Here is a 23356-nt window from a genome sequence, read left to right as displayed (position 1 = left end):
TTTAGCCTGTTCGTATATAGGTTCTTAGCATTTATTTCGTGTTTGACCAACGCTTGAGGAATAACGCGATCAGTGGTTGCTCGCTGGTCATTCGAAAGGAACGCCCGGCACTCCTGTCAGTCACTACCTGAAGAGCCCCATCCAGGGGCCCCGCGTACGATGATGAGGAGTTGCAGACCCATGCCCAGCAAGAAGAATGCGCCCCAGGAAAGTCAACTCGCCGGCGCCCAGACGCCCGACAAGGCCAACACCAACGCCAAGCTGCAGAGCCTGGAGCCGTTTCGCAGCGATGCCACCGGCCAGGCGCTGCGCACCAACCAGGGGGTCAAGGTTGCCGACAACCAGAACACCCTCAAGGCCGGTGACCGCGGCCCCTCGCTGCTTGAAGACTTCATCATGCGCGAGAAGATCACGCATTTCGACCATGAGCGCATTCCCGAGCGCATCGTGCATGCCCGCGGCACCGGCGCCCATGGCTACTTCCAGGCTTACGAGTCGCATGCCGCACTGACCAAGGCCGGCTTCTTGCAGGACCCGGACAAGATCACCCCGGTGTTCGTGCGCTTCTCCACCGTGCAGGGGCCGCGTGGCTCGGGTGACACGGTGCGCGACGTGCGCGGCTTTGCCGTCAAGTTCTTTACCGATGAGGGCAACTTCGACCTGGTTGGCAACAACATGCCGGTGTTCTTCATTCAGGACGCGATCAAGTTTCCCGACTTCGTGCATGCGGTCAAACCCGAACCGCACAACGAGATCCCCACCGGCGGTTCGGCCCACGACACCTTCTGGGACTTCGTCTCGCTGGTGCCCGAGTCGGCGCACATGGTGATCTGGGCGATGTCCGACCGCGCGATACCGAAAAGCCTGCGCACCATGCAGGGCTTTGGCGTGCACACCTTCCGCCTGATCAACGCCGAAGGCGTGGCCAGTTTCGTCAAGTTCCACTGGAAGCCCAAGCAGGGTGTGCATTCGCTGCTGTGGGACGAGGCGCAGAAGCTGGCGGGCAAGGACACTGACTATCACCGCCGCGACCTGTGGGAAGCGATCGAGACCGGCAACTACCCGGAATGGGAACTGGGCGTGCAGATCGTGCCCGAGGCCGACGAGCATAAGTTCGAGTTCGACCTGCTCGACCCGACCAAGATCATCCCAGAAGAGCTGGTACCGGTGACGCCGCTTGGCAAGATGGTGCTCAACCGCAACCCGGACAACTTCTTTGCCGAAATCGAGCAGGTGGCGTTCTGCCCCGGTCATATCGTGCCGGGCATCGACTTTTCCAACGACCCGCTGCTGCAGGGCCGGTTGTTCTCCTACACCGATACGCAGATCAGCCGCCTGGGTGGCCCGAACTTCCACGAGATCCCGATCAACCGGCCCGTGGCGCCCAACCACAACGGCCAGCGCGATGCCCAGCACCGTACCACCGTGCACAAGGGCCGGGCGTCCTACGAGCCCAACTCCATCGATGGCGGCTGGCCGAAGGAAACCCCGCCGGCGGCGCAGGATGGCGGCTTCGAGACCTACCCCGAGCGCATCGAGGCGCACAAGGTGCGCCAGCGCAGCCCCTCGTTCGGCGATCACTTCTCCCAGGCGCGGCTGTTCTTCCAGAGCATGAGCCCGACCGAGCAGGAGCACATCATCAGTGCCTACAGCTTCGAGCTGGGCAAGGTGGAGCGCGAGCATATCCGTGCCCGCGAGGTGAACGAGATTCTCGCCAACATCGACCTCAAGCTGGCGGCGCGGGTAGCGCAGAACCTTGGCCTGCCGGCGCCCAAGGCCGGCACCGTGGACGTCAAGCCACAGTCGCTCAAGGCTTCGCCGGCGCTGAGCCAGATGAACCTGCTGGGCGAAGGCATCAAGGGGCGCAAGGTGGCGATTCTGGTGGCCGATGGCGTGGATGCCACGCTGGTGGACCCGCTGGTGAAGGCATTGCAGGCCGAGAGCGCCCAGGGCGTGCTGCTGGGGCCGACCTCGGCACCGGTGAAGACCGCTGCCGGCAAGACCCTGGCGGTGGATGCCTCGATGGAAGGCATGCCGTCGGTGGTGTTCGATGCGGTATGGATCGCCGGTGGCAAGGCCAGCCTGCAGGCCCTGAGCGGCGATGGCGTGGCGCTGCACTTCGTGCTGGAGGCCTACAAGCACCTCAAGCCGCTGGGTACCGATAGCGATGCCAAGGCCGTGCTCGACAAGCTGGGCCTCAAGGCGGATGAAGGCATGGTGGTGGGCAGCGATCAGAAGGCCTACAAGGCGTTGATCGCGGCGATTGCCAAGCACCGGGTGTGGTCGCGGGAAGCGGCCGCCAAGGCCATTCCGGCGTAGTCAAAAAGGCCGGCTCCTGCAGGAGCCGGCCTTGCCGGCGAAGAAGGCACCGCCGACATCACTCGGCGCGCCGCGGCGTAAGCACCACCTGCGCCGGCTGGTTGCGATGAATCTCGTGGGCCTGCTGCAAGGCGAAGCTCGCATCGCGCTTGCTTACCCGCTTGGCCAGCAAGGTCTGTAGCCACGGCGCGTCATCACGGCGCGGCACCTGGAACACCACGTCACACTGGTAATTCACTACATCGGTGGCGATGTCATCCAGTTGTCGGCGAAGTTCTTCTATTTTCGTGATTTTCAACGCCACTACGGTGCTTGGCGCCGTGGGGTCGATGACTTTTGCCGGTGGCTTGGCTTCCGCCGCCTTGAGCGCGGCCTCGGCCTTGTCCAGCTCGGCCTTGCGCGCCTGGGTGATGGCGCCATTTACGCCGCCGGTCAGCGCCGGGGCCTTGGGCATCAGCGCACGGGCACGTGCCAGCGCGGTGGCTGCGGCATTCACATCGCCCTTCTGCAGCACGATCTGGCTGCGCTGCAGGTAGGCTTCGGCCAGCTGGCGCTGCATGGGTTCGAGGCGTGCATCGTCCGGCGACTGGGCCTGCAAGGTGGCCAGCTGGTCTTCGGCGGTGGCCAGCTCGCTGCTGGCGATGTTCTGCTCCAGCAGTTGCCAGGCATCGGGCTGCGCGGGCGGCGGCGGGTCGACCGGCGCGCTGGAACAGGCGGCCAGCAACACGGAAAACGCGGCAAGGAGCAGATAACGGGAGGCGAACGGCTTCATTCCTGCGACTCTCTATTTGCGCAAAAAGCGAGCAAGTCTACACCCAGCGCGCTGGCGCGAAAATAACTCTTCAGGATGTAGCGGCGATTAAAATGTCGCAGGGCGCGACCCTGTCGGCCGCACCCTGCCCATGGGGCTGCGCGCTCAGCGCCGGGGCAGCGCCAGGCTCACCAAGAATAGCACTGCCGCACACACCACGATGGATGGGCCGGCCGGGGTGTCCTTGAACCACGACAGGGCCAGCCCGCCACACACCGCCACTACGCCGATCAGGCTGGCGCCCAGGGCCATCTGTTCCGGCGAGCGCGCATGCCGCTGTGCGGCTGCGGCGGGGATGATCAGCAGCGAGGTGATCAGCAGCACGCCGACGATCTTCATCGCCACCGCAATCACCACCGCGATCAGCAGCATCAGCGCCAGGCGCAGCGCAGCCACCGGCAGGCCTTCGACCCGGGCCAGTTCCTCGTGCACGGTCACCGCCAGCAGCGGGCGCCACAGCGCCACGATCAGCAACAGGACCAGCGCACTGCCGCCCAGGATCCATGCCAGGTCGCCCGGACTGATCGCCAGCAGGTCGCCGAACAGGTAGGCCATCAGGTCGATGCGCACATCGTGCATGAAGCTCAGCACCACCAGGCCCAGCGACAGCGTGCTCGGCGCGAGAATCCCCAGCAGGGTGTCGGAGGCCAGCGGCTGGCGCTGCTGCAGGGTCACCAGCAACAGCGCCAGCAACAGGCAACCGACGGTCACCGCCAGCGTCGGGCTGACGTCCAGCACGAAGCCCAGGGCCACGCCCAGCAGCGCCGCGTGGGACAGCGTGTCGCCGAAATACGCCATGCGCCGCCACACCACGAACGAGCCCAGCGGGCCCGCCACCAGCGCCAGGGCCAGGCCTGCAAGCAGGGCATACAACAGAAAATCAGCCATGCTTGCAGTGGTCTCCGTGCACATGCCCGCCAGGGGCCGGGGTGACCACCGACCCGTGCAGGTCGTGGGCGTGGTCGTGATGATGGTGGTAGATCGCCAGGCTTGGCGCGTTGTTGCCGAACAGCTCGACGAAGGCCGGGTCGCCGCTGACCTGCTCCGGGTGGCCCGAGCAGCACACGTGGCGGTTGAGGCACACCACCTGATCGGTGGTGCTCATCACCAGGTGCAGGTCGTGGGAAACCATCAGCACGCCGCAGCCGTAGCGGTCGCGCAGGCGCGTGATCAGGCTGTAGAGCTCGGCCTGACCGGCCACGTCGACGCCCTGTACCGGCTCGTCGAGCACCAGCAGTTCTGGCTTGCGCAGCAGCGCGCGGGCCAGCAGCACCCGCTGCATCTCGCCGCCGGACACGGTCTGGATGGGGCTGTCGATGACGTGTTCGGCGCCCACTTCGTTGAGGGCCGCCAGTGCTGTCTTGCGGTCCACGCCCGGCACCAGGCGCAGAAAGCGCAGTACCGACAGCGGCAAGGTGGCGTCCACCTGGATCTTCTGCGGCATGTAGCCGATGCGCAGTCGCGGCTTGCGCCATACGCTGCCGGTATGCGGCGCCAGCAGGCCGAGTACGGCGCGCACCAGAGTGGTCTTGCCGGCGCCGTTGGGGCCGATCAGGGTCACGATCTGCCCGGGCTCCACGCACAGGTCGATGCTGTCGAGCACGGCCTGGCCGCCGAAGGTGACGCCCACCTGCTCGAGGCGGATCAACGCGTTGCTCATCAGGCGCTCCGGCAGGTGCCGCACAGACCGACCACTTCGACGGTCTGGGTCTCGACACTGAAACCCACATCATTGGCGCTGGCCACGATGGCGTCGCTGATGGAGGCTTGCTCCAGTTCGATTGCCACGTGGCATTGGCGGCAGATCAGGAACTGGCCCTGGTGGGCATGCTCGGGGTGGCTGCAGCCCATGAAGGCATTGAGCGACGCGATGCGGTGTACCAGGCTGTTTTCCAGCAGGAAATCCAGTGCGCGGTACACGGTGGGCGGTGCGGCGCGGCGGCCGTCCTGCTCGCTGAGCACGGCAAGGATGTCGTAGGCGCCCAGCGGCTTGTGGCTTTGCCATACCAGCTCCAGCACGCGGCGGCGCAGGGCGGTCAGGCGCAGGCCCTGACGCGCGCACAGCGCATCGGCCTCGGCCAGCGCGCTGTGCACGCAGTGGGAGTGGTCGTGGGGACGGTTGGCCAGCGGGGTATTGGGCATGGGCAGCGACGGTTCTGTTGAGAGACGTTATTATGTTACCCGTTCCTGCCCCGATGAGTGCCTATCGTGTCCCGATTTTTTGCCCTTTTTGTCGCTTTTGTCACAAGCAGCCTGTTGATGACCCCGGCGCAGGCCGAGGTTCAGGTGCTGACCAGCATCAAGCCGCTGCAGCTTATCGCTGCAGCGGTGCAGGACGGTGTCGGTACGCCGGATGTGCTGCTGCCACCGGGCGCTTCGCCGCACCATTACGCCTTGCGCCCTTCCGATGTGCGCAAGGTGGGCCAGGTGGACTTGCTGTACTGGATCGGCCCGGACATGGAGGGTTTTCTGCCCCGTGTGCTGGGTAGCCGCAGCAAGCCGACGGTGGCGGTGCAGAGCCTGCCGGGCCTGACCTTGCGCCATTTTGGCGAGGACAGCCATTCCCACGCGCAAGACGCCGACGAGCACGACCATGACCACCGCCCAGGCAGCCTGGATGCGCATCTGTGGTTATCGTCGGTGAACGCGCGGGTGATTGCGGCGAAGATGGCGGCGGACCTGGGCGCGGCCGATCCGCAGAACCAGGCGCGCTACACCGCCAACGCCAAGGCATTCGGCGAGCGCCTGGATGCACTGGATGCGCGGCTCAAGGCGCGGGTGAGCGCTGTTGCGGGCAAGCCGTACTTTGTCTTCCATGAAGCCTTCGATTACTTCGAGGCGGCCTACGGGCTCAAGCACACCGGCGTGTTCAGCGTGGCGGCGGAGGTGCAGCCGGGCGCGCAGCACGTGGCCGCGATGCGCAAGCGCCTGCAGGAAGTGGGCAAGACCTGTGTATTCAGCGAGCCGCCGCTACGCCCGCGGCTGGCCGAGACGCTGACAGCGGGGTTGCCGGTGACGCTGGCCGAGCTGGATGCGCTGGGCGGCACGATGCCAGCGGATGCCAATGGCTATGAGCGGTTGCTGGAGAACCTGGGCAATGGGTTGGCGGGGTGCCTGGAAAAGCTCTGACCCACCGATCTGTAGGAGCCGGCCTTGCCGGCGAAGGGCTGCGCTGCAGCCCAACGGCTCCGCCGGCAAGGCCGGCTCCTACCACCTAGAGTGGCTCAGTTACAACGCGAACGGCAGGGCGATGTCCACCTGCTGACGCGCCGCCAGGCGCACCTCGAAATCCGCCGGGTCGTGAATCAGCACGTCCATCCCGGCAAACGACTCGGCCGCAATCAGCCGCGACAGCCAGAACCGCACGCAGGCCACCCGCAACATCACCGGCCACAGGTGTGCCTCGGCTGCGGTGAACGGGCGCAGCGCCGCATATGCACCCAGCAACGCCCGCGCCCGCGGCGGGTCGATCTGCCCGGCGTCGTCGCAGCACCAGTCGTTCAGGGTGATCGCCAGGTCATACAGCATCGGCCCGGAGCACGCATTGTAGAAATCGATCAGCCCGGTCAGGTGGGTGCCTTCGAACAAGGCGTTGTCGCGGAACAGGTCGGCGTGCAGGTTGGCCCGCGGCAGCGCCATGATCTGGCCCTGGTGCGCGACGATCTCGTCCAGGCAGCCCTGCAGCAGCGCCTGTTGCGTCGGGTTCAGGCGCGGCATCAGTTCGGCGCCGGTGGCCAGCATCCAGTCCAGGCCACGGTCGGTCTTGCGCTCCAGCACCTTGTGCTGGGTCGCGGTGTGCAGGTGGCCGAGCAGTTCGCCCACCTGTACGCAATGCTGGTTGTTCGCCACCTTGATGTGCTTGCCCGGCAGGCGCGGCTGCAGCAGCGCCGGCTTGCCGGCCAGCTCGCGCAGGGCCACGCCGTCGCGGGTGCGCAGCGCATAGGGCACCGGCAGGTCGGCCTCGTGCAGCACGTCGAGCAGTTCGATGAAGAACGGCAGGTCCTGGATCGGCCCGCGTTCGACCAGTGTCAGCACGAACTCACCCTGTTCGAGGCTGACGAAGAAGTTGCTGTTCTCGGTGCCGGCGGCAATTCCCTGGAAGTCCCGCAGGCGACCCAGTCCATAGGGCGCCAGAAAGGTTTCCAGCTCGGGCCGGGTCAGTGGGGTGAAGACAGACATGGTCAAAAACTGCTCATTCGGGCACTTCCCGCAGGAAGTGCCAGGTGGATGGTAGGGGCCCGCATTACCACTCGAAGATTTTCCAGGAAGGAATCAGCATGTCGGGTTGGTCGGAACGGATGAAGTTGCCTTCCGAGCCGTCTGCGCGCACCAGAAAGTAAGGCTTGCCCCCTTTGGGGGTGACCTTGATGGCATACAGGAAACCGTTCTGGCGGTATTCCTGGATGGTCTTGTCGCCTTCCGTGCGAATGGTTACATCCGGATCGGCCGAAGGCGCTTCATCCGCCGCATTGGCTACCAGTGGAGCGGCAGCCAACACACCGAGCAGCAACAGGCGATTTAGTCTACGCATGATAACCTTGTCCCTTTGTCGTCAATGTTCCGGACATTCTAGCGCCGGGCCCGTTGAAAAGGTTGATTCTGCTCATGAGCCAAGCTCCCCTCGTCCTGGTGGACGGTTCGTCCTACCTGTACCGCGCGTTCCACGCGCTGCCACCGCTGACCAACTCCAAGGGCATGCCCACCGGCGCGGTGAAGGGTGTGCTGAACATGCTCAGGAGCCTGCGCAAGCAGTACCCGGACAGCCCCTTCGCGGTGGTGTTCGACGCCAAGGGCGGCACCTTTCGCGACGAGATGTACGCCGAGTACAAGGCCAACCGGCCGAGCATGCCCGACGACATGCGCGTGCAGATCGAGCCGCTGCACGCCAGCGTCAAGGCGCTGGGCTTCCCGCTGCTGTGCGTGGAGGGGGTCGAGGCCGACGACGTGATCGGCACCCTGGCCCGCAGCAGCGCCGCGGCGACCCGCCCGGTGGTGATCTCCACCGGTGACAAGGACATGGCCCAGCTGGTGGATGCGCACATTACCCTGGTCAATACCATGTCGGGCTCGTCGATGGACATCGAGGGCGTGAAGGAGAAGTTCGGCGTCGCACCCGAGCAGATCATCGACCTGCTGGCGCTGATGGGCGACTCATCCGACAACATCCCCGGGGTCAAGGGCGTGGGCGAGAAGACCGCCGTCGGCCTGCTGCTGGGCGTCAATGGCGGTATCAAGGAGCTGTACGAGAATCTCGACCTGGTGCCGAGCCTGCCGATCCGCGGGGCCAAGACCCTGCCGGCCAAGCTGCTGGAGCACAAGGAGCTGGCGTTCCTGTCGTACCAGCTGGCCACGATCAAGGTCGACGTGCCGCTGGAGGTCGGGCTGGACGACCTGCACCTGGGCGAACCTGACCGCGAAACGCTGCTGCAGCTGTACACCGAACTCGAGTTCAAGGGCTGGATCGACGAAGTTCAGCGCGAGAACAAGCGCCTGGAGCTCGCCCCGCCCCCTGCCGCCACACCCGACGCCGAGGCGCCCCCGGTGGCCGTTGCCGAGCCGGCAGCCCCTGTCGAGGCCACCTATGAAACCATTCTGGACAAGGCACGTTTCGACGTGTGGCTGCAAAAGCTCAAGGACGCCGAGCTGTTCGCATTCGATACCGAAACCACCGGGGTCGATGCACAGCAGGCCCAGCTGGTCGGCCTGTCGTTTGCGGTCAAGCCCCATGAGGCCGCCTACATCCCGCTGGCACACGACTACGAAGGCGCTCCGCAGCAGCTGGACCGCGAGCTGGTGCTGAACGCGCTCAAGCCGCTGCTGGAAGACCCGAACAAGGCCAAGGTCGGGCAGCACGCCAAGTACGACATCAACATCCTGGCCAACTGCGCGGGCATTACCGTGCGTGGGGTGGCCTTCGACACCATGCTCGAATCCTATGTGCTGAATTCCACGGCCACCCGCCACGACATGGACAGCCTGGCCAAGAAGTACCTGGACCACACCACCATCGGCTTCACCGACATTGCCGGCAAGGGTGCCAAGCAGCTGACCTTCAACCAGATCCACCTGGACAAGGCCGGCCCCTACGCCGCCGAAGATGCCGACATCACCCTGCGCCTGCACCACAAGCTGCACGCCGAGCTGGCGGCGCTGCCAAGCCTGGCCAGCGTGCTGAGCGATATCGAGATGCCGCTGGTGCCGGTGCTGGCGCGTATCGAGCGCGAGGGCGCGCTGGTGGATGCCGACCTGCTCAGGATCCAGAGCGGCGAGCTGGGCGACAAGATGGACGCGCTGGAGCGCGAAGCCATCGAGCTGGCGGGCGAGCCGTTCAACCTGGGTTCGCCCAGGCAGCTGGGCGCCATCCTTTATGACAAGTTCGGCCTGCCGGTACTGAAGAAGACCCCCAAGGGCCAGCCGTCGACGGCTGAAGAAGCCCTCGAGGCGCTGGCCGAGGAAGGTTTCCCGCTGCCCAAGGTGCTGATGCAGTACCGCTCGATGAGCAAGCTCAAGAGCACCTACACCGACCGCCTGCCCGAGCAGATCAACCCGCGTACCGGGCGTATCCACACTTCCTACCAGCAGGCGGTGGCTGCCACCGGCCGCCTGTCGTCCAGCGACCCGAATCTGCAGAACATCCCGGTGCGTACCGCCGAGGGCCGGCGCATTCGCCAGGCCTTCATCGCGGCGCCCGGCTACAAATTGCTGGCGGCGGACTACTCGCAGATCGAGCTGCGCATCATGGCCCACCTGGCCAAGGACGAGGGCCTGCTCAGCGCCTTCCGCAACGGCCTGGACGTGCACACTGCCACCGCGGCCGAAGTGTTCAAGGTGGAGCTTGGCGACGTGACCTCCGACCAGCGGCGCAGCGCCAAGGCGATCAACTTCGGCCTGATCTACGGCATGGGTGCAAAGAAGCTGGGCAAGGACATCGGCGTCGACAGCAAGACGGCCAAGGCCTACATCGACGTGTACTTTGCCCGCTACCCGGGCGTGCGCGACTACATGGAGCGCACCCGCAAGCAGGCGGCCGACCAGGGCTACGTGGAAACGCTGTTCGGGCGGCGCCTGTACCTGCCGACCATTCACTCCAACCGTCCGCAGGAGCGCGCTGGCGCCGAGCGTACCGCGATCAACGCGCCGATGCAGGGCACCGCAGCTGACATCATCAAGCGCGCCATGGTCACGGTGGACAACTGGCTGGCGAGCACTGCGCTGGATGCCCGGGTGATCCTGCAGGTGCACGACGAACTGGTGCTGGAAGTGCGCGAGGACCTGGTGGAACAGGTGGCGCAGGAGATTCGCGTGCACATGAGCGGTGCCGCGCAGCTGGATGTACCGCTGGTGGTGGATGTGGGCGTGGGGGCGAACTGGGACGAGGCGCACTGAAAAGCGTGCTTGGCGCCTACCAAAAACAGAAATTTGCTGCGGCATAAGGTCGCGGCAATTCCTGCTTTTTCGGCCTATGGAAAATAGTTTCCCGCGCCGAGGAACTAAACCGGTGAACCACGACTCAGAGTAACTGAATGGCTGGTGAAGCCCTTCGATGCTCCTATGTTGTGTTAAGTGTTGGCAGATATCTGGACCCCGCCCTAGCGGTCCGGAACTTGAACCCCGAACTTCCCCCTCCCCATACGAAGTCCGGGGTTTTTTTTGCCCGGCATTTGCCGGGCAGCCCTTATTCTGCGGGCTTGTCCGGCAGTTGCAGCCAGCGAGCCAGTACCGTGTAGGCCTCTTCCAGCCCCTGGCGCTTGGGCGCCGAGAACAGCTGGATGGTCACGCTGTCGCCCCAACCCTTGCGGATTTCGGCCTGTACCTTGAGCAGCGTGCCCTTGGCCGCGCCGAAGGTCAGCTTGTCGGCCTTGGTCAGCAGGATGTGCATCGGCATGCCGCTGGCCACGGCCCAGTCGAGCATCATCTTGTCGAAGTCGGTCATGGGATGGCGCACGTCCATCATCAGGATCAGGCCCTTGAGGCTCTCCCGACTGCCCAGGTAGGCCTCCAGGTGGCGCTGCCAGTGCTGCTTGAGCGGGATCGGCACCTTTGCATAACCGTAGCCCGGCAGGTCGACCAGACGCCGATCGTCGTCCAGACTGAAGAAATTCAACAGCTGGGTACGCCCCGGGGTTTTCGAGGTGCGCGCCAGGCTCGCGTGGGTCAGGGTGTTGAGGGCGCTGGACTTGCCGGCGTTGGAGCGGCCGGCAAAGGCCACTTCGAAACCTTCGTCGTCCGGGCACTGGTCGACTTTGGCGGCACTGAGGGCGAATTTGGCCTGCTGGCAGAGTCCGAGGATGGGGTTTTTGACTTGCATGGTATTTCCGATTGGGCGTTGCTCGAGGGGGTCTCGGCAAGCGGTGTCGTTTCCGTTTCAGGCACGGGAGTATATAATGCCCCAGTTTTTGTGTGCGCATTATCCCAGCGTAGGAGGATGTGCACGGGAGCTGCTTGACCAAGCTTGCGCAGTAGACGCAGTGCAGCCCCAACCCTGAAAGGGTCGTATTCGGCGCTCAGGCTACACAGGATCCCTACAGCGTGGAAGTCACGCCTGACATAAGGGACCGCAGAGGCTGTCGAAGCAGCTCCCCAGGGTTTCAAGGCTATGCCGCCGCGTGGTTTGTGCATGGACTGCAGTAACGAGGACGATCAGGCCACCCTGACCGGGTGAGTCAACAAGACAGGTTGCCTCGATACATAACTCTTTCACCCTTAGCCGTAGTTGGATTAGCTGATGAACAAACTATTCGTGAGTCTGCTGTTGACCTTAGGCATCACCGGGGCTGCCAACGCTGCCGGCAATATCGTTGGGGATGCTGCTGCCGGTCAGGCAAAAACCGCTGTATGTGGCGCGTGTCACAACCCCGACGGCAACAGCATGGCGCCGAATTTCCCGAAACTGGCCGGCCAGGGCGAGAAATACCTGGAGAAGCAACTGCACGACATCAAGTCGGGCAAACGTACCGTGCTGGAAATGACCGGCATGCTGGCCGCGTTCAACGATCAGGACCTGGCCGATATCGCGGCCTATTTCGCCAGCCAGAAAGGCAGCGTGGGCGCCGCCGACCCGGCGCTGGTCGAGCGTGGTCGCGCACTGTTCAACGGCGGTGATCTGGAAAAAGGCCTGCCGGCCTGCACCGGTTGCCACTCGCCCAACGGCGCAGGCATTGCCGCCGCCGGCTTCCCGCACCTGGGTGGTCAGCACGCAAGCTACGTGGCCAAGCAGCTGACGGACTTCCGTGAAGGCAACCGCACCAACGATGGCGATGCCACCACCATGCGCACCATCGCCAGCAAGCTGAGCAACAAGGACATCGACGCGTTGTCCAGCTACATCCAGGGCCTGCACTGAGCCCCGGTTTAACGCTGGGTTAATACAGCGGCGCAAAAATGAAAAGGGTGGCCCGGGCCACCCTTTTTGTGCCCGCTGCCGTTACACTAACGAACTCGGGCCTGCCCCGGCCTGTCTGAACCCAGGTCGCGACGAGGCGACACATCACTGCTCAGGAGTAACGCATGCGTAATCTGATTCTCGGCGCCGCGCTGGTCGCCGCCAGCGCCTTCGGTATGACGGTCCAGGCCGCAGACCCTGTGATCGCCGGCAAGGAATATGTCGAGCTGAGCAACCCGGTACCGGTGTCCCAGCCTGGCAAGATCGAAGTGGTCGAGCTGTTCTGGTATGGCTGCCCGCATTGCTACAGCTTTGAACCGACGATCAACCCGTGGGTCGAAAAGCTGCCTGACGACGTGAACTTCAAGCGTATCCCCGCCATGTTCGGCGGCCCATGGGACGCCCACGGGCAGATGTTCCTGACCCTGGAAGCCATGGGCGTGGAGCACAAGGTGCATGCGGCCGTGTTCGATGCCATCCAGAACCAGCGCAAGCACCTGACCAAGCCTGAAGAGATGGCCGACTTCCTGGCCACCCAGGGTGTGGACAAGGACAAGTTCCTGGCCACCTTCAACTCGTTCGCCATCAAGGGACAGGTCAACCAGGCCAAGGAACTTGCCAAGCAGTACAACATCAAGGGCGTTCCGAGCATGGTCGTCAACGGCAAGTACACCTTCGACCTGGGCACCGCAGGTGGCCCGAACGGCGTACTGAACGTTGCTGACCAACTGATTGCCAAGGAACGCGCCGCCAAATAAGAGGCGAAACTATGCGCCGCTGGAAATCCGAGCGCCTCGTCGGCCTGCACGAACCGCAGGTCAACGAGCACCATATCGATGCAAGTGGTCTACCGTCCGACGGTCGCTTGCGTCTGCTCAGCTTCAATATCCAGGTAGGCATCAGCACCGAGCGTTACCGGCACTACCTGACCCGCAGCTGGCAGCACCTGCTGCCGCACATGGGGCGTGCCGGCAACCTGCAGAAGATCGGCAACCTGCTGGGCGACTTCGACCTGGTGGCCCTGCAGGAAGCCGACGGCGGCAGCTTGCGCTCAGGCTACGTCAACCAGGTTGAACACCTGGCGCAACTGGGTGCTTTCCCCTACTGGTACCAGCAGCTCAACCGCAACCTCGGGCGCCTGGGCCAGCACAGCAACGGCGTGCTCAGCCGCCTCAAGCCGCAACTGCTCGAAGACCACCCGCTGCCCGGCCCGGCCGGCCGCGGTGCGATCCTGGTGCGGTTCGGTGAAGGCGAGGATGCGCTGGTGGTGGTGATGATGCACCTGGCGCTTGGCGCGCGAACCCGCGCCCTGCAACTGGGCTACATCCGCGAGCTGATTGGCGGCTATCGTCACCAGGTGCTGATGGGCGACATGAACACCCATGCCACCGACCTGTTGCAGCACTCCCCGCTGCGCGACCTGGGCCTGATTGCGCCGCAGGTCGAAGCGACCTTCCCCAGCTGGCGACCACAGCGTTGCCTTGATCATATTCTGCTCAGCCCGAGCCTCACCCTGGAACGGGTCGAGGTGCTGTCCCAGCCGATATCCGACCATCTCCCCGTGGCGGTCGAGATTCGTTTGCCTGATGCCCTGACTGTCGATACCCTTCCGGCCTTGCGTTAGTCCCCTTATCTGCGGACCTTGGCATGACCGACGAAGCTCAACGCTGGAAAGAAAAATACCTCAAGAGCATCGAGCAGCAGGAAAAGCTCGAACGCCGGTGGGACGCCCGTCTCGACCTGCTACGCCGCGGCCTGGTGCGCAGCACCCTGGCGGCCGAAGGCAGCGACCGCGCGGTAGACCAGTGCATGAAGGAAATGCGCGAGGTCATCCGTACCGACAACATGGACGCCGCCCTGGCCGGGTTGATCCCGCGTCTGGAAAAGGCCGTGCTCGATTCCGAGCAGCGCCGTGAAACCCGGATCGCCCAGGTAGGCACCGCGCTCAACGCGCTGGTGGCCCAGTTGCAGAAGCTGCCGTTGCCCAGCGAGGTCAGCCGACCGCTGAAGAAATTTGCCAAGCAGCTGGATGCGCGGGCCAGCCAGTCACGCGAGATGCCGTTGCTGCTGAGCGAGCTCAGTGGCTTGCAGGGCAAGGCGCTGGCGGTGCTGGAGCACCCTGAAGAGGCGAGCAAGCCGGGGTTTCTGCAGCGCTTGTTTGGCGGGCGTGAAGAAGAGACGCAGGTCGCTCAACCCGAGGCGCAGGCCCTGGAGCCGGTGGCGCAAGCAGTGGTCGAACCTGTGCATGAGCAGCCTGCGCCGGCTGCGGCGGATGTGGATGAACTGCAGCCGTTGCCCGAGCCCCAAGCCTTGGTCGACACAGAGGACGCCGAGGCTGCTGCGCAGCCCATCGCCGGCAATGCCGGCTCCTACACTGTAGGCGCCAGCCTTGCTGGCGAAGAGGCCCCAGCGCTCACACCGCCACCCACGCCTGCCCCGGTGCTGACCGAACACGCGGACGCTGTCGAAGTCGATGGGGCACCCGAACCCACCCCCGAAGAACTCCTCTACGCCCTCCCCGACGGCACCGAGCCTTCCTATAGCTCCGTCGCCACCCATATCGAGCAGACCCTGCTCGGTTTGCTCGACGATCTGACCCTGCCCGAACGCCACAAGCCCCAGGCCCTGGCGGTGCGTCAGCGCCTGGAGCACGGGCTGAACTGGTACGAGCTGCTGCCGGTGCTGGATGACCTGGCGGTACTGATGCTGGCCATCACCGACAGCGGCCAGCATGAATTCGAAGCCTACCTGCAACAGCTCAACGAGCGCCTCGAGACGTTCCAGAGCCACCTGCAGGAGGCCAGCGAAGGGCATGCCGACAACAGCTCCGTCGCCCGCGACCTCAATACCCAGCTGCGCGAACAGGTCGATGGCCTGCAAAGCAGCGTGCAGGGCGCTGCCGACCTCGACAGTCTCAAGCACATCCTCGAGAACCGCCTCGAGGGCCTGCTCGGCACCATGGACGAGCACCAGCATCAGCGTGACCTGCGCGAGCAGGAACTGGCCAGCCGCCTGCAAGGCCTGGCCGAGCGGGTCGCGAGCATGGAGCAGGAAGCCCTGGGCTACCGCGAGCACCTTGAAGAACAGCGCCAGAAGGCCCTGATCGACCCGCTCACCGGCTTGCCCAACCGCGCCGCCTGGGCCGAGCGCCTGGAGCAGGAAATGCTCGCCTGGCAGGAAAACGGCGGCCACCTGCTGATGACCATGCTCGACCTCGACCACTTCAAGCGCATCAACGACAGCTACGGCCACCAGGCCGGCGACAAGGTGCTCAAGATCGTTGCCAACGAGCTGCGCAAGCGTCTGCGCAGCCGCGATTTCATCGCCCGCTTCGGCGGCGAGGAGTTCGTCCTGCTGGTGCCGCAGACCGCGCTGGGTAGCGGCATCGAGCTGGCCGAGACGCTGCGCGGCGCCATCGAAGCCTGCCCGTTCCACTTCAAGGGCGAACGGGTGACCATCACCCTGTCCATCGGCATCACCGCGTTCCGCTCCGGCGAGCGCAGCGACGCAGTGCTCAAGCGCGCCGACGAGGCGCTGTACCGCGCCAAGCACCTGGGTCGCAACCGCGTCGAACAGGGGTGAACGGGTTTGCGCAGGATACGTTATGCTATTGCATTACCGACTGCCCAGGCCCTGCCCCATTTCCATGAAAGCCTTCCTTACCGCGCTTGTGATGCTGACATTGGCCGGTTGCGCCACTGGCCTGAAGATCGACCGTAGCCACCCCTCGGTCAACCAGGACAACCGCATCCAGTTCGTGGTGCTGCATTACACCAATGCCAACCTCGAGCGCTCGCTGGCCCTGCTGACCCACGGTGAGGTCAGCAGCCATTACCTGATCGGCGACAACCCGGCGACCATCTATCAGCTGGTGGATGAAAGTCGTCGCGCCTGGCATGCCGGCGACAGCCAGTGGGAGGGCCGGACCTGGCTCAACTCCACTTCCATCGGCATCGAGATCGTCAACCCGGGCTTCACCGACACCCCCACCGGGCGCGTGTGGCACCCCTACAGCGAGGCGCAGATCCAGGCGCTGATCGTACTGCTCAAGGATATCGTGCAGCGCAACGGCATCCAGCCGCGACACATCATCGGCCACAGCGACATCGCGCCCCTGCGCAAGCTCGACCCGGGCCCGATGTTTCCCTGGAAACGCCTGGCCGACGCCGGCCTTGGCGTCTGGCCCAACGCTCAGGCGGTGGCGCAGCAGCGCGCGCGCTTTGACATCAACCCGCCAAGCATCACCTGGTACCAGCAGCAACTGGCGCGCTTTGGCTACGCCATCGAGCAGACCGGCGAGCTGGACGTGAGCACCCGGCATGTACTGGCAGCGTTCCAGATGCGCTTTCGGCCACAGCTGTTCGACGGCCAGCCGGATGCCCAGACTGCCGCGATTCTGCAGGTGCTGAACAGCCAGCGCTGAGCGGTACCGCCCAACGGGCAGGCTGATTCGTCCGGCAGTTGCTATACCTCATGGTATTCAACGGGATGATTCTTGATGTCGCCTGCCCTTGCCACGTTGCGTCGCCTCCTCTATCGACCCTGGCTGCTGGCCACGCTTGCGGCCACGGCGAGTGCAACCCTGTTGCTGCTGGCCAGCCTCGGCGTGGCCATGCACCAGGTGCAGCAGCGCGAAAGCGCGCAGATGAACGCCAAGGGCGAGCGCTTTCTCGAACGCCTGGAGCAGATCTTCGGCCAACTGCGCGAAAGCGTCGACGCCCTTCAGGCACAGCCCCTGCGCGGGTGCAGCAGTGCGATGCAGGCAGCCTTGCAGCAGGTGACCTTCGACAACCGCTTCGTGTTCGAGGCCACTTACCTCGACGGCACGCAGTCGTGCTCCAACCGGCTGGGCAGCAGCAACTTCGACCCGCTGCGGGCACCGGACATCCAGGGCCCCACCTACAGCTACTGGCTCAATACCACCACCGAACCCGACGACAACCGCGCCGCACTGGTGCTGGGGCGTGGGCACTTTCGCGTGTCGACGTCGCGCGGGCACCTGACCGACGTGGTCGACCTGCCGTCCGGTGGCAGCCTGCTGGTGGTGCTTGACCACGGCGCGCGTGCCGTGCCGGTACTGGGCCCGGAGCAGCCGTGGCCGCCCGGCGATCAGTGGCCGCCACCGCCCAGGGTGGACCTGATGGAACTGCCCGATCGCCTGGTTTACCGCATGCCCACCAAATCGCCTGACTACCAGCTGGTGCTGATCACCCCGCGCGAAAGCCTGTCGCTGAAGATGAATGGCGTGCTCTGGCTGCTGTTCCCCGGCAGCCTGCTGTTGGCCTGGTGCATTGGCTGGCTGGTGCTGCAGCTGGTGCGCCAGAGCCGTTCGATGAGCTCGGAGCTGCAGGGCGCGCTGCGCCGTGGCGAAATGCAGGTGCTGTATCAGCCGATCTTCGAGCTGGCCAGCCGGCGCTGCGTGGGGGCCGAGGCCCTGGTGCGCTGGCGTCGCCCCGACGGCACGCTGACCAGCCCCGACCTGTTCATCCCGCTGGCGGAGAACACCGGGCAGATCCGCCAGATCACCGACTTCGTGCTGCAGCGTGTGCTCGAACAGCTGGGCCAGCTGCTGCGCGCCAACCGCCAGTTGTATATCTCGGTGAACCTGGCGGCGTGCGATGTGATGGTGCCGCGCATCGGCCGGGTGGCGGCGCGCCTGCTGGCCTTGCACCATGTGTCGGCCAGCCAGATCGCCTTCGAGGTCACCGAGCGCGGGCTGATCGACGTGGTGGTGGCGCGGGACAACCTGCAGGCCTTGCGGGCGGTGGGGCACCAGGTGCTGATCGACGACTTCGGTACCGGCTATTGCAGCCTGGCCTACCTGCAGACCTTGCCGGTGGACTGCCTGAAGATCGACAAGGCGTTCATCGATGCCCTGGGGCACGACGCGGCCAGCAGCGGCGTGGCCCCGCACATCATCCGCATGGCCCACGCCCTGCAGTTGCGGGTGATCGCCGAGGGTATCGAGTACGAGGACCAGGCGTTGCTGCTCAACAGCGAGGGGGTCAACTATGGCCAGGGCTGGTTGTTCGCGCACCCGCTCAGTGCGCGCCAGTTCGTCGAGCTGGTGACCCGGGGGCGGCGGCTGGGGCCGCGGCGGATCGATGACGAGGCGTAGCGCCCCTTCGCCAGCAAGGCTGGCGCCTGCAGGCGAAGGCGGTTACACCGGCAGCGCCATGTAGAACTGCGTGCCCTGCCCTGGCCGTGAGTAAACGCCCATGCGCCCGCCATGCAACTGCACGATCTCCTTGCACAGTGCCAGGCCCAGCCCGGCACCGCCTTTCTTGCGCCCAACCTGCACGAAGGGCTCGAAAATCCGCCCCTGCTGGCCATAGGCAATGCCTTCGCCATTGTCCTCGATACTGATGATCACCCGTTCGGCATGCCGCCGGGCATTGAGGCGGATACTGCCCGCCACCGGCGTATGGCGGATGGCATTGTCCAGCAGGTTGTCCAGCACCCGGTCCAGTTGCGCCGGGTCGGCCTGGATGCGCGGTAGTGGCGCGGCAAGCTCCACGCGCAACTCGATCTGCTTGTCGGCCAGTGCCGTTGCGAAGCGCTCGCGGGCCCGCGACAGCAACTCGTCGATCGCGCAGGGTTGCAGTTCGAGCTTCTGCAAGCCGCTCTGGTAGCGCGAAAAGTTGAGCAGGTCGTTGATCAGCTGGGTCAGCCGCTGCATCTCCTCGCCAATGGTGTCGAACAGGTCCGCCTCGCGGCTCTCGGCTGGAAACGTCAGGCGCTCGCGCAACAGGCCGAAGGCCATGTGCATGCCGGTCACCGGGGTGCGCAACTCGTGGGAGGCGCGCAGCACGAACTCGCTGCGCACCCGTTCGAAGGCGCGCTGCTCGGTGACGTCGTGCAGCACCATCACCGCGCCCAGGATCTGCCCCTGTGGATGGCACACCGGGGTCAGGCTGTAGGCCAGCAGGCGGGTTTCTTCATCTATTTCCAGGCTCAGGTCGTCCGGCACGCGGTCCAGGCTGCCGCCACGCAATATCAGGCGCAGCTGATCGTCCAGCTCCGGGCGTTGCAGCGCCTTGCCCAGGCCCTGGCCCAGGCGGCTGGCGTCCCAGCCCAGCTGGCGCTGGGCCACCGGGTTGAGGTGTTCCAGATGGCCTTCGCGGTCGATGATCAGCAGGCCGTCGTCGATGCTGTCGAGCACCGCCTGCAGGCGCTGCTGGCCGGCCAGCAGTTCGTCGACATTGGTGGCCTGATGCTTGCGCAGTGCCTCGGCCATCAGCCCGAAACGGCGGGTGAGCTGGTTGATCTCCACGGCCGGGGTTACCGGCAGGGTGACCTCGAAGTTGCCCTGGCCGATCTGGTCGGCGGCCTTGGCCAGCGCCTCGATCGGCTGGCCGAAGCGGCGTGCGATGCCGTGGGCAGTGATGAAACCCAGCACCAGCACGGCAAGCCCGAGCAGGCCCAGCATGCTGGAGACCAGCAGGGCACGTTCGCGGGCCTTCTGTTCACTGTGGTTGATATGCGCCAGGGCCTGCTTGTGCGAGTCGATCAGGTCGGTGCGCAACTGGTTGAAGGCTTCGCCCAGGGGTTGGTCCGGGCCCAGGTTGCGGCTGGGCTCGGGGCTGTCGCGAAAGGCCTTGAGGAAGGCCTGGTAATCACGGTTGGCGGTACTGAAACCCGCAAACCCCTCGGCCTGGCGTTCATGGCTCAGGCCCTCGTCGAGCAGTTGCTGAAACTTGTCCTGCAGCGGTTGCAGCGCCTGCACCTCGCTGTCCGGGTCCAGCAGCAGGGACAGCTGTTCACCCAGGTTCTGACGCAGCTTCAGGCCCAGGTCGAGGATGTAGGAGTTGTCGCTGATCAGCTTCTGCTGCGAGCTGGCCATCTGCTGCACGCTGACCAGGCCCAGAATCAGGCCCAGCAGGGCCACGGTGATCAGCGCCGAGATGCTGAGAAAAAGCCGCGTGCGCAGCTTCATCGCCAGCTTCACAGGTTGTACTGCTTGCGCTTGCGGTACAGCGTCGAGGCATCGATGCCCAGTGTCTTGGCGGCCTGGTCAAGGGTGTCGCTGGTGGCCAGCACTGCACCGATGTGCGCGCGCTCCAGCTCGTCGAGGCTCAATGCAGCCCCCACCCGCGGCGCGTTGCTGGTGGGTTGTTCGGCCATGCCCAGGTGGCTGACCTCGACCCGCTCCTGCGGGCAGATGATGCTCGCCCGTTCGATCACGTTGCGCAGCTCGCGAATGTTGCCCGGCCAGCGGTAGTTGAGCAGCGCGGCGCGGGCCTCGTCGCTGAAACCGCGGGCGGGGCGCGCGTATTCCTTGACGAAGCGGGCCAGGAAGCGGTCGGCCAGGGTCAGGATGTCTTCGCTGCGTTCGCGCAGCGGCGGCAGGTGCAGGGTAATCACGTTCAGACGGTACAGCAGGTCTTCGCGAAAACGCCCGTCGCGCACCATGTCCTCCAGGTTGAGGTTGGTGGCTGCCAGAATCCGCACGTCGGCGCGGCGCGTGACCGGGTCGCCGACCCGCTCGTATTCCTTGTCCTGGATGAAGCGCAGCAGCTTGGGTTGCAGGGTCAGCGGGAAGTCGCCGATCTCGTCGAGAAACAGCGTGCCGCCGTCGGCCTGGTTGACCCGGCCCAGGGTGCTTTCGCTGGCCCCGGTAAATGCTCCGCGACTATGGCCGAACAGCTCGCTTTCCATCAGTTCGGCCGTCAGCGACGGGCAGTTGATGGTCACGCAGGCCTTGCGCGAGCGCTTGCTCCAGCCATGAATGGCGCGTGCCAGCTCGCCTTTACCGGTACCGGACTCGCCAAGGATCAGAATGTTGGCGTCGGTGTTGGCCACCTGGCGCGCGGTTTCGAGTACCACCATCATGGCCGGGCTGTGGGAATCCAGGCCGTCCTTGGGTTTGCGCACTTCCCCTTCCAGGGCCTCCAGACGCGCCGAGAGCTGGCGCACCTCCAGTTGTTTGGCAGTGGCCAGGCGCAGCTGGTCAGGGCTGCACGGTTTGACCAGGTAATCGGCGGCGCCGGCCTGGATTGCATCGACTGCGGTGTCGACCGCCGAATGCGCGGTCACTATGACCACGCGCATCCACGGCGCCTGGATACGCATCTGCGCCAGTACGTCCAGGCCGTTGTCCTCGCCCAGGCGCAGGTCCAGAAAGCACAGGTCGAACACCTGGCGCTGCAACAGGGTTTCGGCCTGGGCGGCGCTGTTGGCCGTGGCCACGCTGTAGCCTTCATCTTCCAGGCAATAGCGGAAGGTACGCAGGATTGCGGACTCGTCGTCTACCAGCAGAATGCGGCCCTGATGTTCCGTGGCAGATTCCATTTTCCTACGCTCCTTTAAGAATGTTCTTGGTTAGTCTCGGAAAAATCGGGCAAGTTGCATGGTCGATTCTGATTGATTCCGCGCCCTGCATGCTAGCTCCCTGCTGCGAATATGACTAACTCATTGAAAATAATGAGTTTGTTTATTTTTTGAGCACTGGCACAACGATTGCGATGATGTTCCTTCTGACCAACAGGAGGCTTCATCATGCGTGCAATACGCCCGTTGGCAGTTCTGACTGCCGCACTTCTGCTCACCCCGCTGGGTGTCACCAGCGCCTCGGCGGCCGAACCCGGCCTGCAGCAGGCCCGTCAGGAAGGCGCCTTGCAGACCGCCCTGGCGCTCAACCGACTGCTCAACCCGTTCAAGATCGAAGTGGCCATCCAGGGTCAGACCGCCCGCCTGCAGGGCGAGGTGGAAAACGAGGTGGAGCGCGAGCTGGCGGCCCAGGTGGCACTGGCCACCGCCGGCATCGAGCAGGTCGACAACCAGTTGCAGGTCAACCCCGAGCTGGTGGATGAAACCCTGCAACGGCGCGCCTATGCCCAGCGCCTGGAGGACGCCACCCTGGGGGCGGTTATCCGCGCCCGCCTGCTGTGGAGCAGCCAGACCCAGGGCCTGCCCATCGAAGTCGACAGCCGGGCCGGGGTGGTCACCCTGCGTGGCCGGGTGACCAGCGCAGAGGCCAAGCAGATGGCCGGCAGCGTGGCGGCCTCTACCGATGGCGTGTACCTGGTCAACAACCTGATCAGCCTGGGCGTGAGCGACCCGGCCCAGGTCCGCGAGCAGGCCGCTGCGGCAGCGGCCGAGGTGCAGAGCGACGCGTGGATCAACGACAAGGTGCAGACCAGCTTCTTATATAGCCGCAACCTGGACGGGCCCAACATCAAGGTGGCGACCCAGGAGGGCGTGGTGCGCCTGTCCGGGGAAGTCATGAGCAACGAGCAGAAGACCATCGCCCAGGAGATTGCCCGCCAGATCCGCGGCGTGCGCGGGGTGGACGCCGACATGCTCAAGGTGGCGATCAAGGTGGAGGGCTGATCGTGCAAATCGCACGAGGCCCTGGGGGGCATCGTGCAGGATGCGTCCTGCAGCTGCCCTCGGCACATACATAAGATATTGATTTATGAGCGTTTTATTTGATTTCAAAAGCTGGCATGCAGGCTGCAATGACTCTATCAGTCAATAACAACGATGCAGCAGAGGAGCCCGGCATGAACCTGTTAACCGCCGCCCTAGTGCAGATTTCCCCGCTTCACGTACGCCAGTTGCTGTTTCTCTGCCTGGCGGCGCTTCTGACCCTGGTTGCAGGGCAGATGTACAGCATCTGGCAGTCCAAGCAGATCGCCAACCAGATGTCCGTACAGGCTTATCACGTGGCCCATGTGCAGGCCACGCGTGCTTCGATGCTGGAAGCCAGGACCGCGCCACGTACCCACTCGGTCGATGCGGCCACCGTGGAAACCGTCGTGCCGCAGGAACGCTGGGTGTTCTGACCGAGCAATGCCCCACATCTGACACAACCGCTTTCAAAAACGGTAAGGAGAAACACC

General features: G+C 64.8%; 20 protein-coding genes. 11 read left to right on the top strand and 9 right to left on the bottom strand.

The genetic code is table 11. From position 1 onward, the window contains the following. Positions 1-180: 180 nt before the first annotated feature. Positions 181-2319, top strand: coding sequence for a catalase HPII (katE, locus tag V9K84_RS21540; RefSeq protein WP_043862290.1), 2139 nt, complete (start codon positions 181-183; stop codon positions 2317-2319). A gap of 58 nt (positions 2320-2377) precedes the next feature. Here katE and V9K84_RS21535 read toward each other — a convergent pair whose 3' ends face one another. The 4 genes from V9K84_RS21535 to zur all read right to left on the bottom strand — a co-directional run bounded on the left by V9K84_RS21535 (position 2378) and on the right by zur (position 5272). Continuing rightward, positions 2378-3091, bottom strand: coding sequence for a PA5502 family lipoprotein (locus V9K84_RS21535; protein WP_043862291.1), 714 nt, complete (start codon positions 3089-3091; stop codon positions 2378-2380). 144 nt (positions 3092-3235) lie between these two features. Then, positions 3236-4018, bottom strand: a complete 783-nt coding sequence (gene znuB, locus V9K84_RS21530; RefSeq protein WP_043862292.1) for a zinc ABC transporter permease subunit ZnuB — start codon at positions 4016-4018, stop codon at positions 3236-3238. Then, on the bottom strand, positions 4011-4790 hold the full coding sequence (gene znuC / locus V9K84_RS21525) for a zinc ABC transporter ATP-binding protein ZnuC (RefSeq protein ID WP_043862293.1): 780 nt from the start codon (positions 4788-4790) through the stop codon (positions 4011-4013). The genes znuB and znuC overlap by 8 nt, the downstream gene beginning before the upstream one ends. Then, positions 4790-5272, bottom strand: coding sequence for a zinc uptake transcriptional repressor Zur (zur, locus tag V9K84_RS21520; protein ID WP_043862294.1), 483 nt, complete (start codon positions 5270-5272; stop codon positions 4790-4792). The genes znuC and zur overlap by 1 nt, the downstream gene beginning before the upstream one ends. 66 nt (positions 5273-5338) lie before the next feature. Between zur and V9K84_RS21515 the strand changes: the two genes are divergently transcribed. Further along, on the top strand, positions 5339-6259 hold the full coding sequence (locus V9K84_RS21515) for a zinc ABC transporter substrate-binding protein (RefSeq protein ID WP_088514213.1): 921 nt from the start codon (positions 5339-5341) through the stop codon (positions 6257-6259). 99 nt (positions 6260-6358) lie between these two features. Here V9K84_RS21515 and V9K84_RS21510 read toward each other — a convergent pair whose 3' ends face one another. Further along, the gene (locus V9K84_RS21510; RefSeq protein ID WP_043862339.1) at positions 6359-7309 is read right to left on the bottom strand and encodes a homoserine kinase; all 951 of its coding nucleotides are present in this window, start codon (positions 7307-7309) and stop codon (positions 6359-6361) included. A 64-nt stretch (positions 7310-7373) separates the two neighbouring features. Next, positions 7374-7661: a DUF2782 domain-containing protein gene (locus V9K84_RS21505; protein ID WP_043862296.1), complete on the bottom strand. Its 288-nt coding sequence runs from the start codon at positions 7659-7661 to the stop codon at positions 7374-7376. Between the two features lie 74 nt (positions 7662-7735). Here V9K84_RS21505 and polA point away from each other — a divergent pair, with 74 nt between their 5' ends. Further along, positions 7736-10516, top strand: a complete 2781-nt coding sequence (polA, locus tag V9K84_RS21500; protein ID WP_088514214.1) for a DNA polymerase I — start codon at positions 7736-7738, stop codon at positions 10514-10516. A gap of 289 nt (positions 10517-10805) precedes the next feature. On the opposite strand, the gene yihA is transcribed toward polA, so the two are convergent. Beyond that, complete coding sequence (yihA, locus tag V9K84_RS21495; protein ID WP_054916024.1) at positions 10806-11438, bottom strand: ribosome biogenesis GTP-binding protein YihA/YsxC; 633 nt, start codon at positions 11436-11438, stop codon at positions 10806-10808. Positions 11439-11855: 417 nt separating this feature from the next. On the opposite strand from yihA, the gene V9K84_RS21490 reads away from it, so the two are divergent. From V9K84_RS21490 to V9K84_RS21465, 6 genes are all read left to right on the top strand, one after another. Continuing rightward, positions 11856-12473, top strand: coding sequence for a c-type cytochrome (locus tag V9K84_RS21490; RefSeq protein ID WP_043862299.1), 618 nt, complete (start codon positions 11856-11858; stop codon positions 12471-12473). 164 nt (positions 12474-12637) lie between these two features. Next, positions 12638-13270, top strand: coding sequence for a thiol:disulfide interchange protein DsbA (gene dsbA / locus V9K84_RS21485; protein WP_043862300.1), 633 nt, complete (start codon positions 12638-12640; stop codon positions 13268-13270). 11 nt (positions 13271-13281) lie between these two features. Then, positions 13282-14136: an endonuclease/exonuclease/phosphatase family protein gene (locus V9K84_RS21480; RefSeq protein WP_043862301.1), complete on the top strand. Its 855-nt coding sequence runs from the start codon at positions 13282-13284 to the stop codon at positions 14134-14136. A 23-nt stretch (positions 14137-14159) separates the two neighbouring features. Next, positions 14160-16094, top strand: coding sequence for a GGDEF domain-containing protein (locus V9K84_RS21475; RefSeq protein WP_088514215.1), 1935 nt, complete (start codon positions 14160-14162; stop codon positions 16092-16094). 64 nt (positions 16095-16158) lie between these two features. Beyond that, positions 16159-16935, top strand: coding sequence for an N-acetylmuramoyl-L-alanine amidase (locus V9K84_RS21470; RefSeq protein ID WP_088514216.1), 777 nt, complete (start codon positions 16159-16161; stop codon positions 16933-16935). Positions 16936-17010: 75 nt separating this feature from the next. Further along, a complete protein-coding gene (locus tag V9K84_RS21465) occupies positions 17011-18630 on the top strand; it encodes an EAL domain-containing protein (protein ID WP_088514217.1) in 1620 nt (539 codons plus the stop codon). 42 nt (positions 18631-18672) lie between these two features. Here V9K84_RS21465 and V9K84_RS21460 read toward each other — a convergent pair whose 3' ends face one another. Further along, entirely contained in the window at positions 18673-20448 is a 1776-nt protein-coding gene (locus V9K84_RS21460; RefSeq protein WP_173925029.1) for a KinB sensor domain-containing domain, read from the bottom strand. 8 nt (positions 20449-20456) lie between these two features. Next, positions 20457-21803 carry a sigma-54-dependent response regulator transcription factor AlgB gene (gene algB, locus V9K84_RS21455; RefSeq protein WP_043862306.1) on the bottom strand — a complete coding sequence of 449 codons (1347 nt, stop codon included), beginning with the start codon at positions 21801-21803 and terminating at the stop codon, positions 20457-20459. A 207-nt stretch (positions 21804-22010) separates the two neighbouring features. On the opposite strand from algB, the gene V9K84_RS21450 reads away from it, so the two are divergent. Both V9K84_RS21450 and V9K84_RS21445 read left to right on the top strand, forming a co-directional pair. Further along, positions 22011-22844, top strand: coding sequence for a BON domain-containing protein (locus V9K84_RS21450; protein WP_088514218.1), 834 nt, complete (start codon positions 22011-22013; stop codon positions 22842-22844). A gap of 173 nt (positions 22845-23017) precedes the next feature. Continuing rightward, a complete protein-coding gene (locus V9K84_RS21445) occupies positions 23018-23299 on the top strand; it encodes a hypothetical protein (protein WP_043862308.1) in 282 nt (93 codons plus the stop codon). Positions 23300-23356: the final 57 nt, after the last annotated feature.

The organism is Pseudomonas sp. AE27 (assembly GCF_037113495.1).
In the GTDB taxonomy this organism is placed as follows: domain Bacteria; phylum Pseudomonadota; class Gammaproteobacteria; order Pseudomonadales; family Pseudomonadaceae; genus Aquipseudomonas; species Aquipseudomonas palmensis.
The sequence above is the reverse complement of the archived record's forward strand: the minus strand, read 5'-3'. Positions and strand labels throughout refer to the sequence as shown.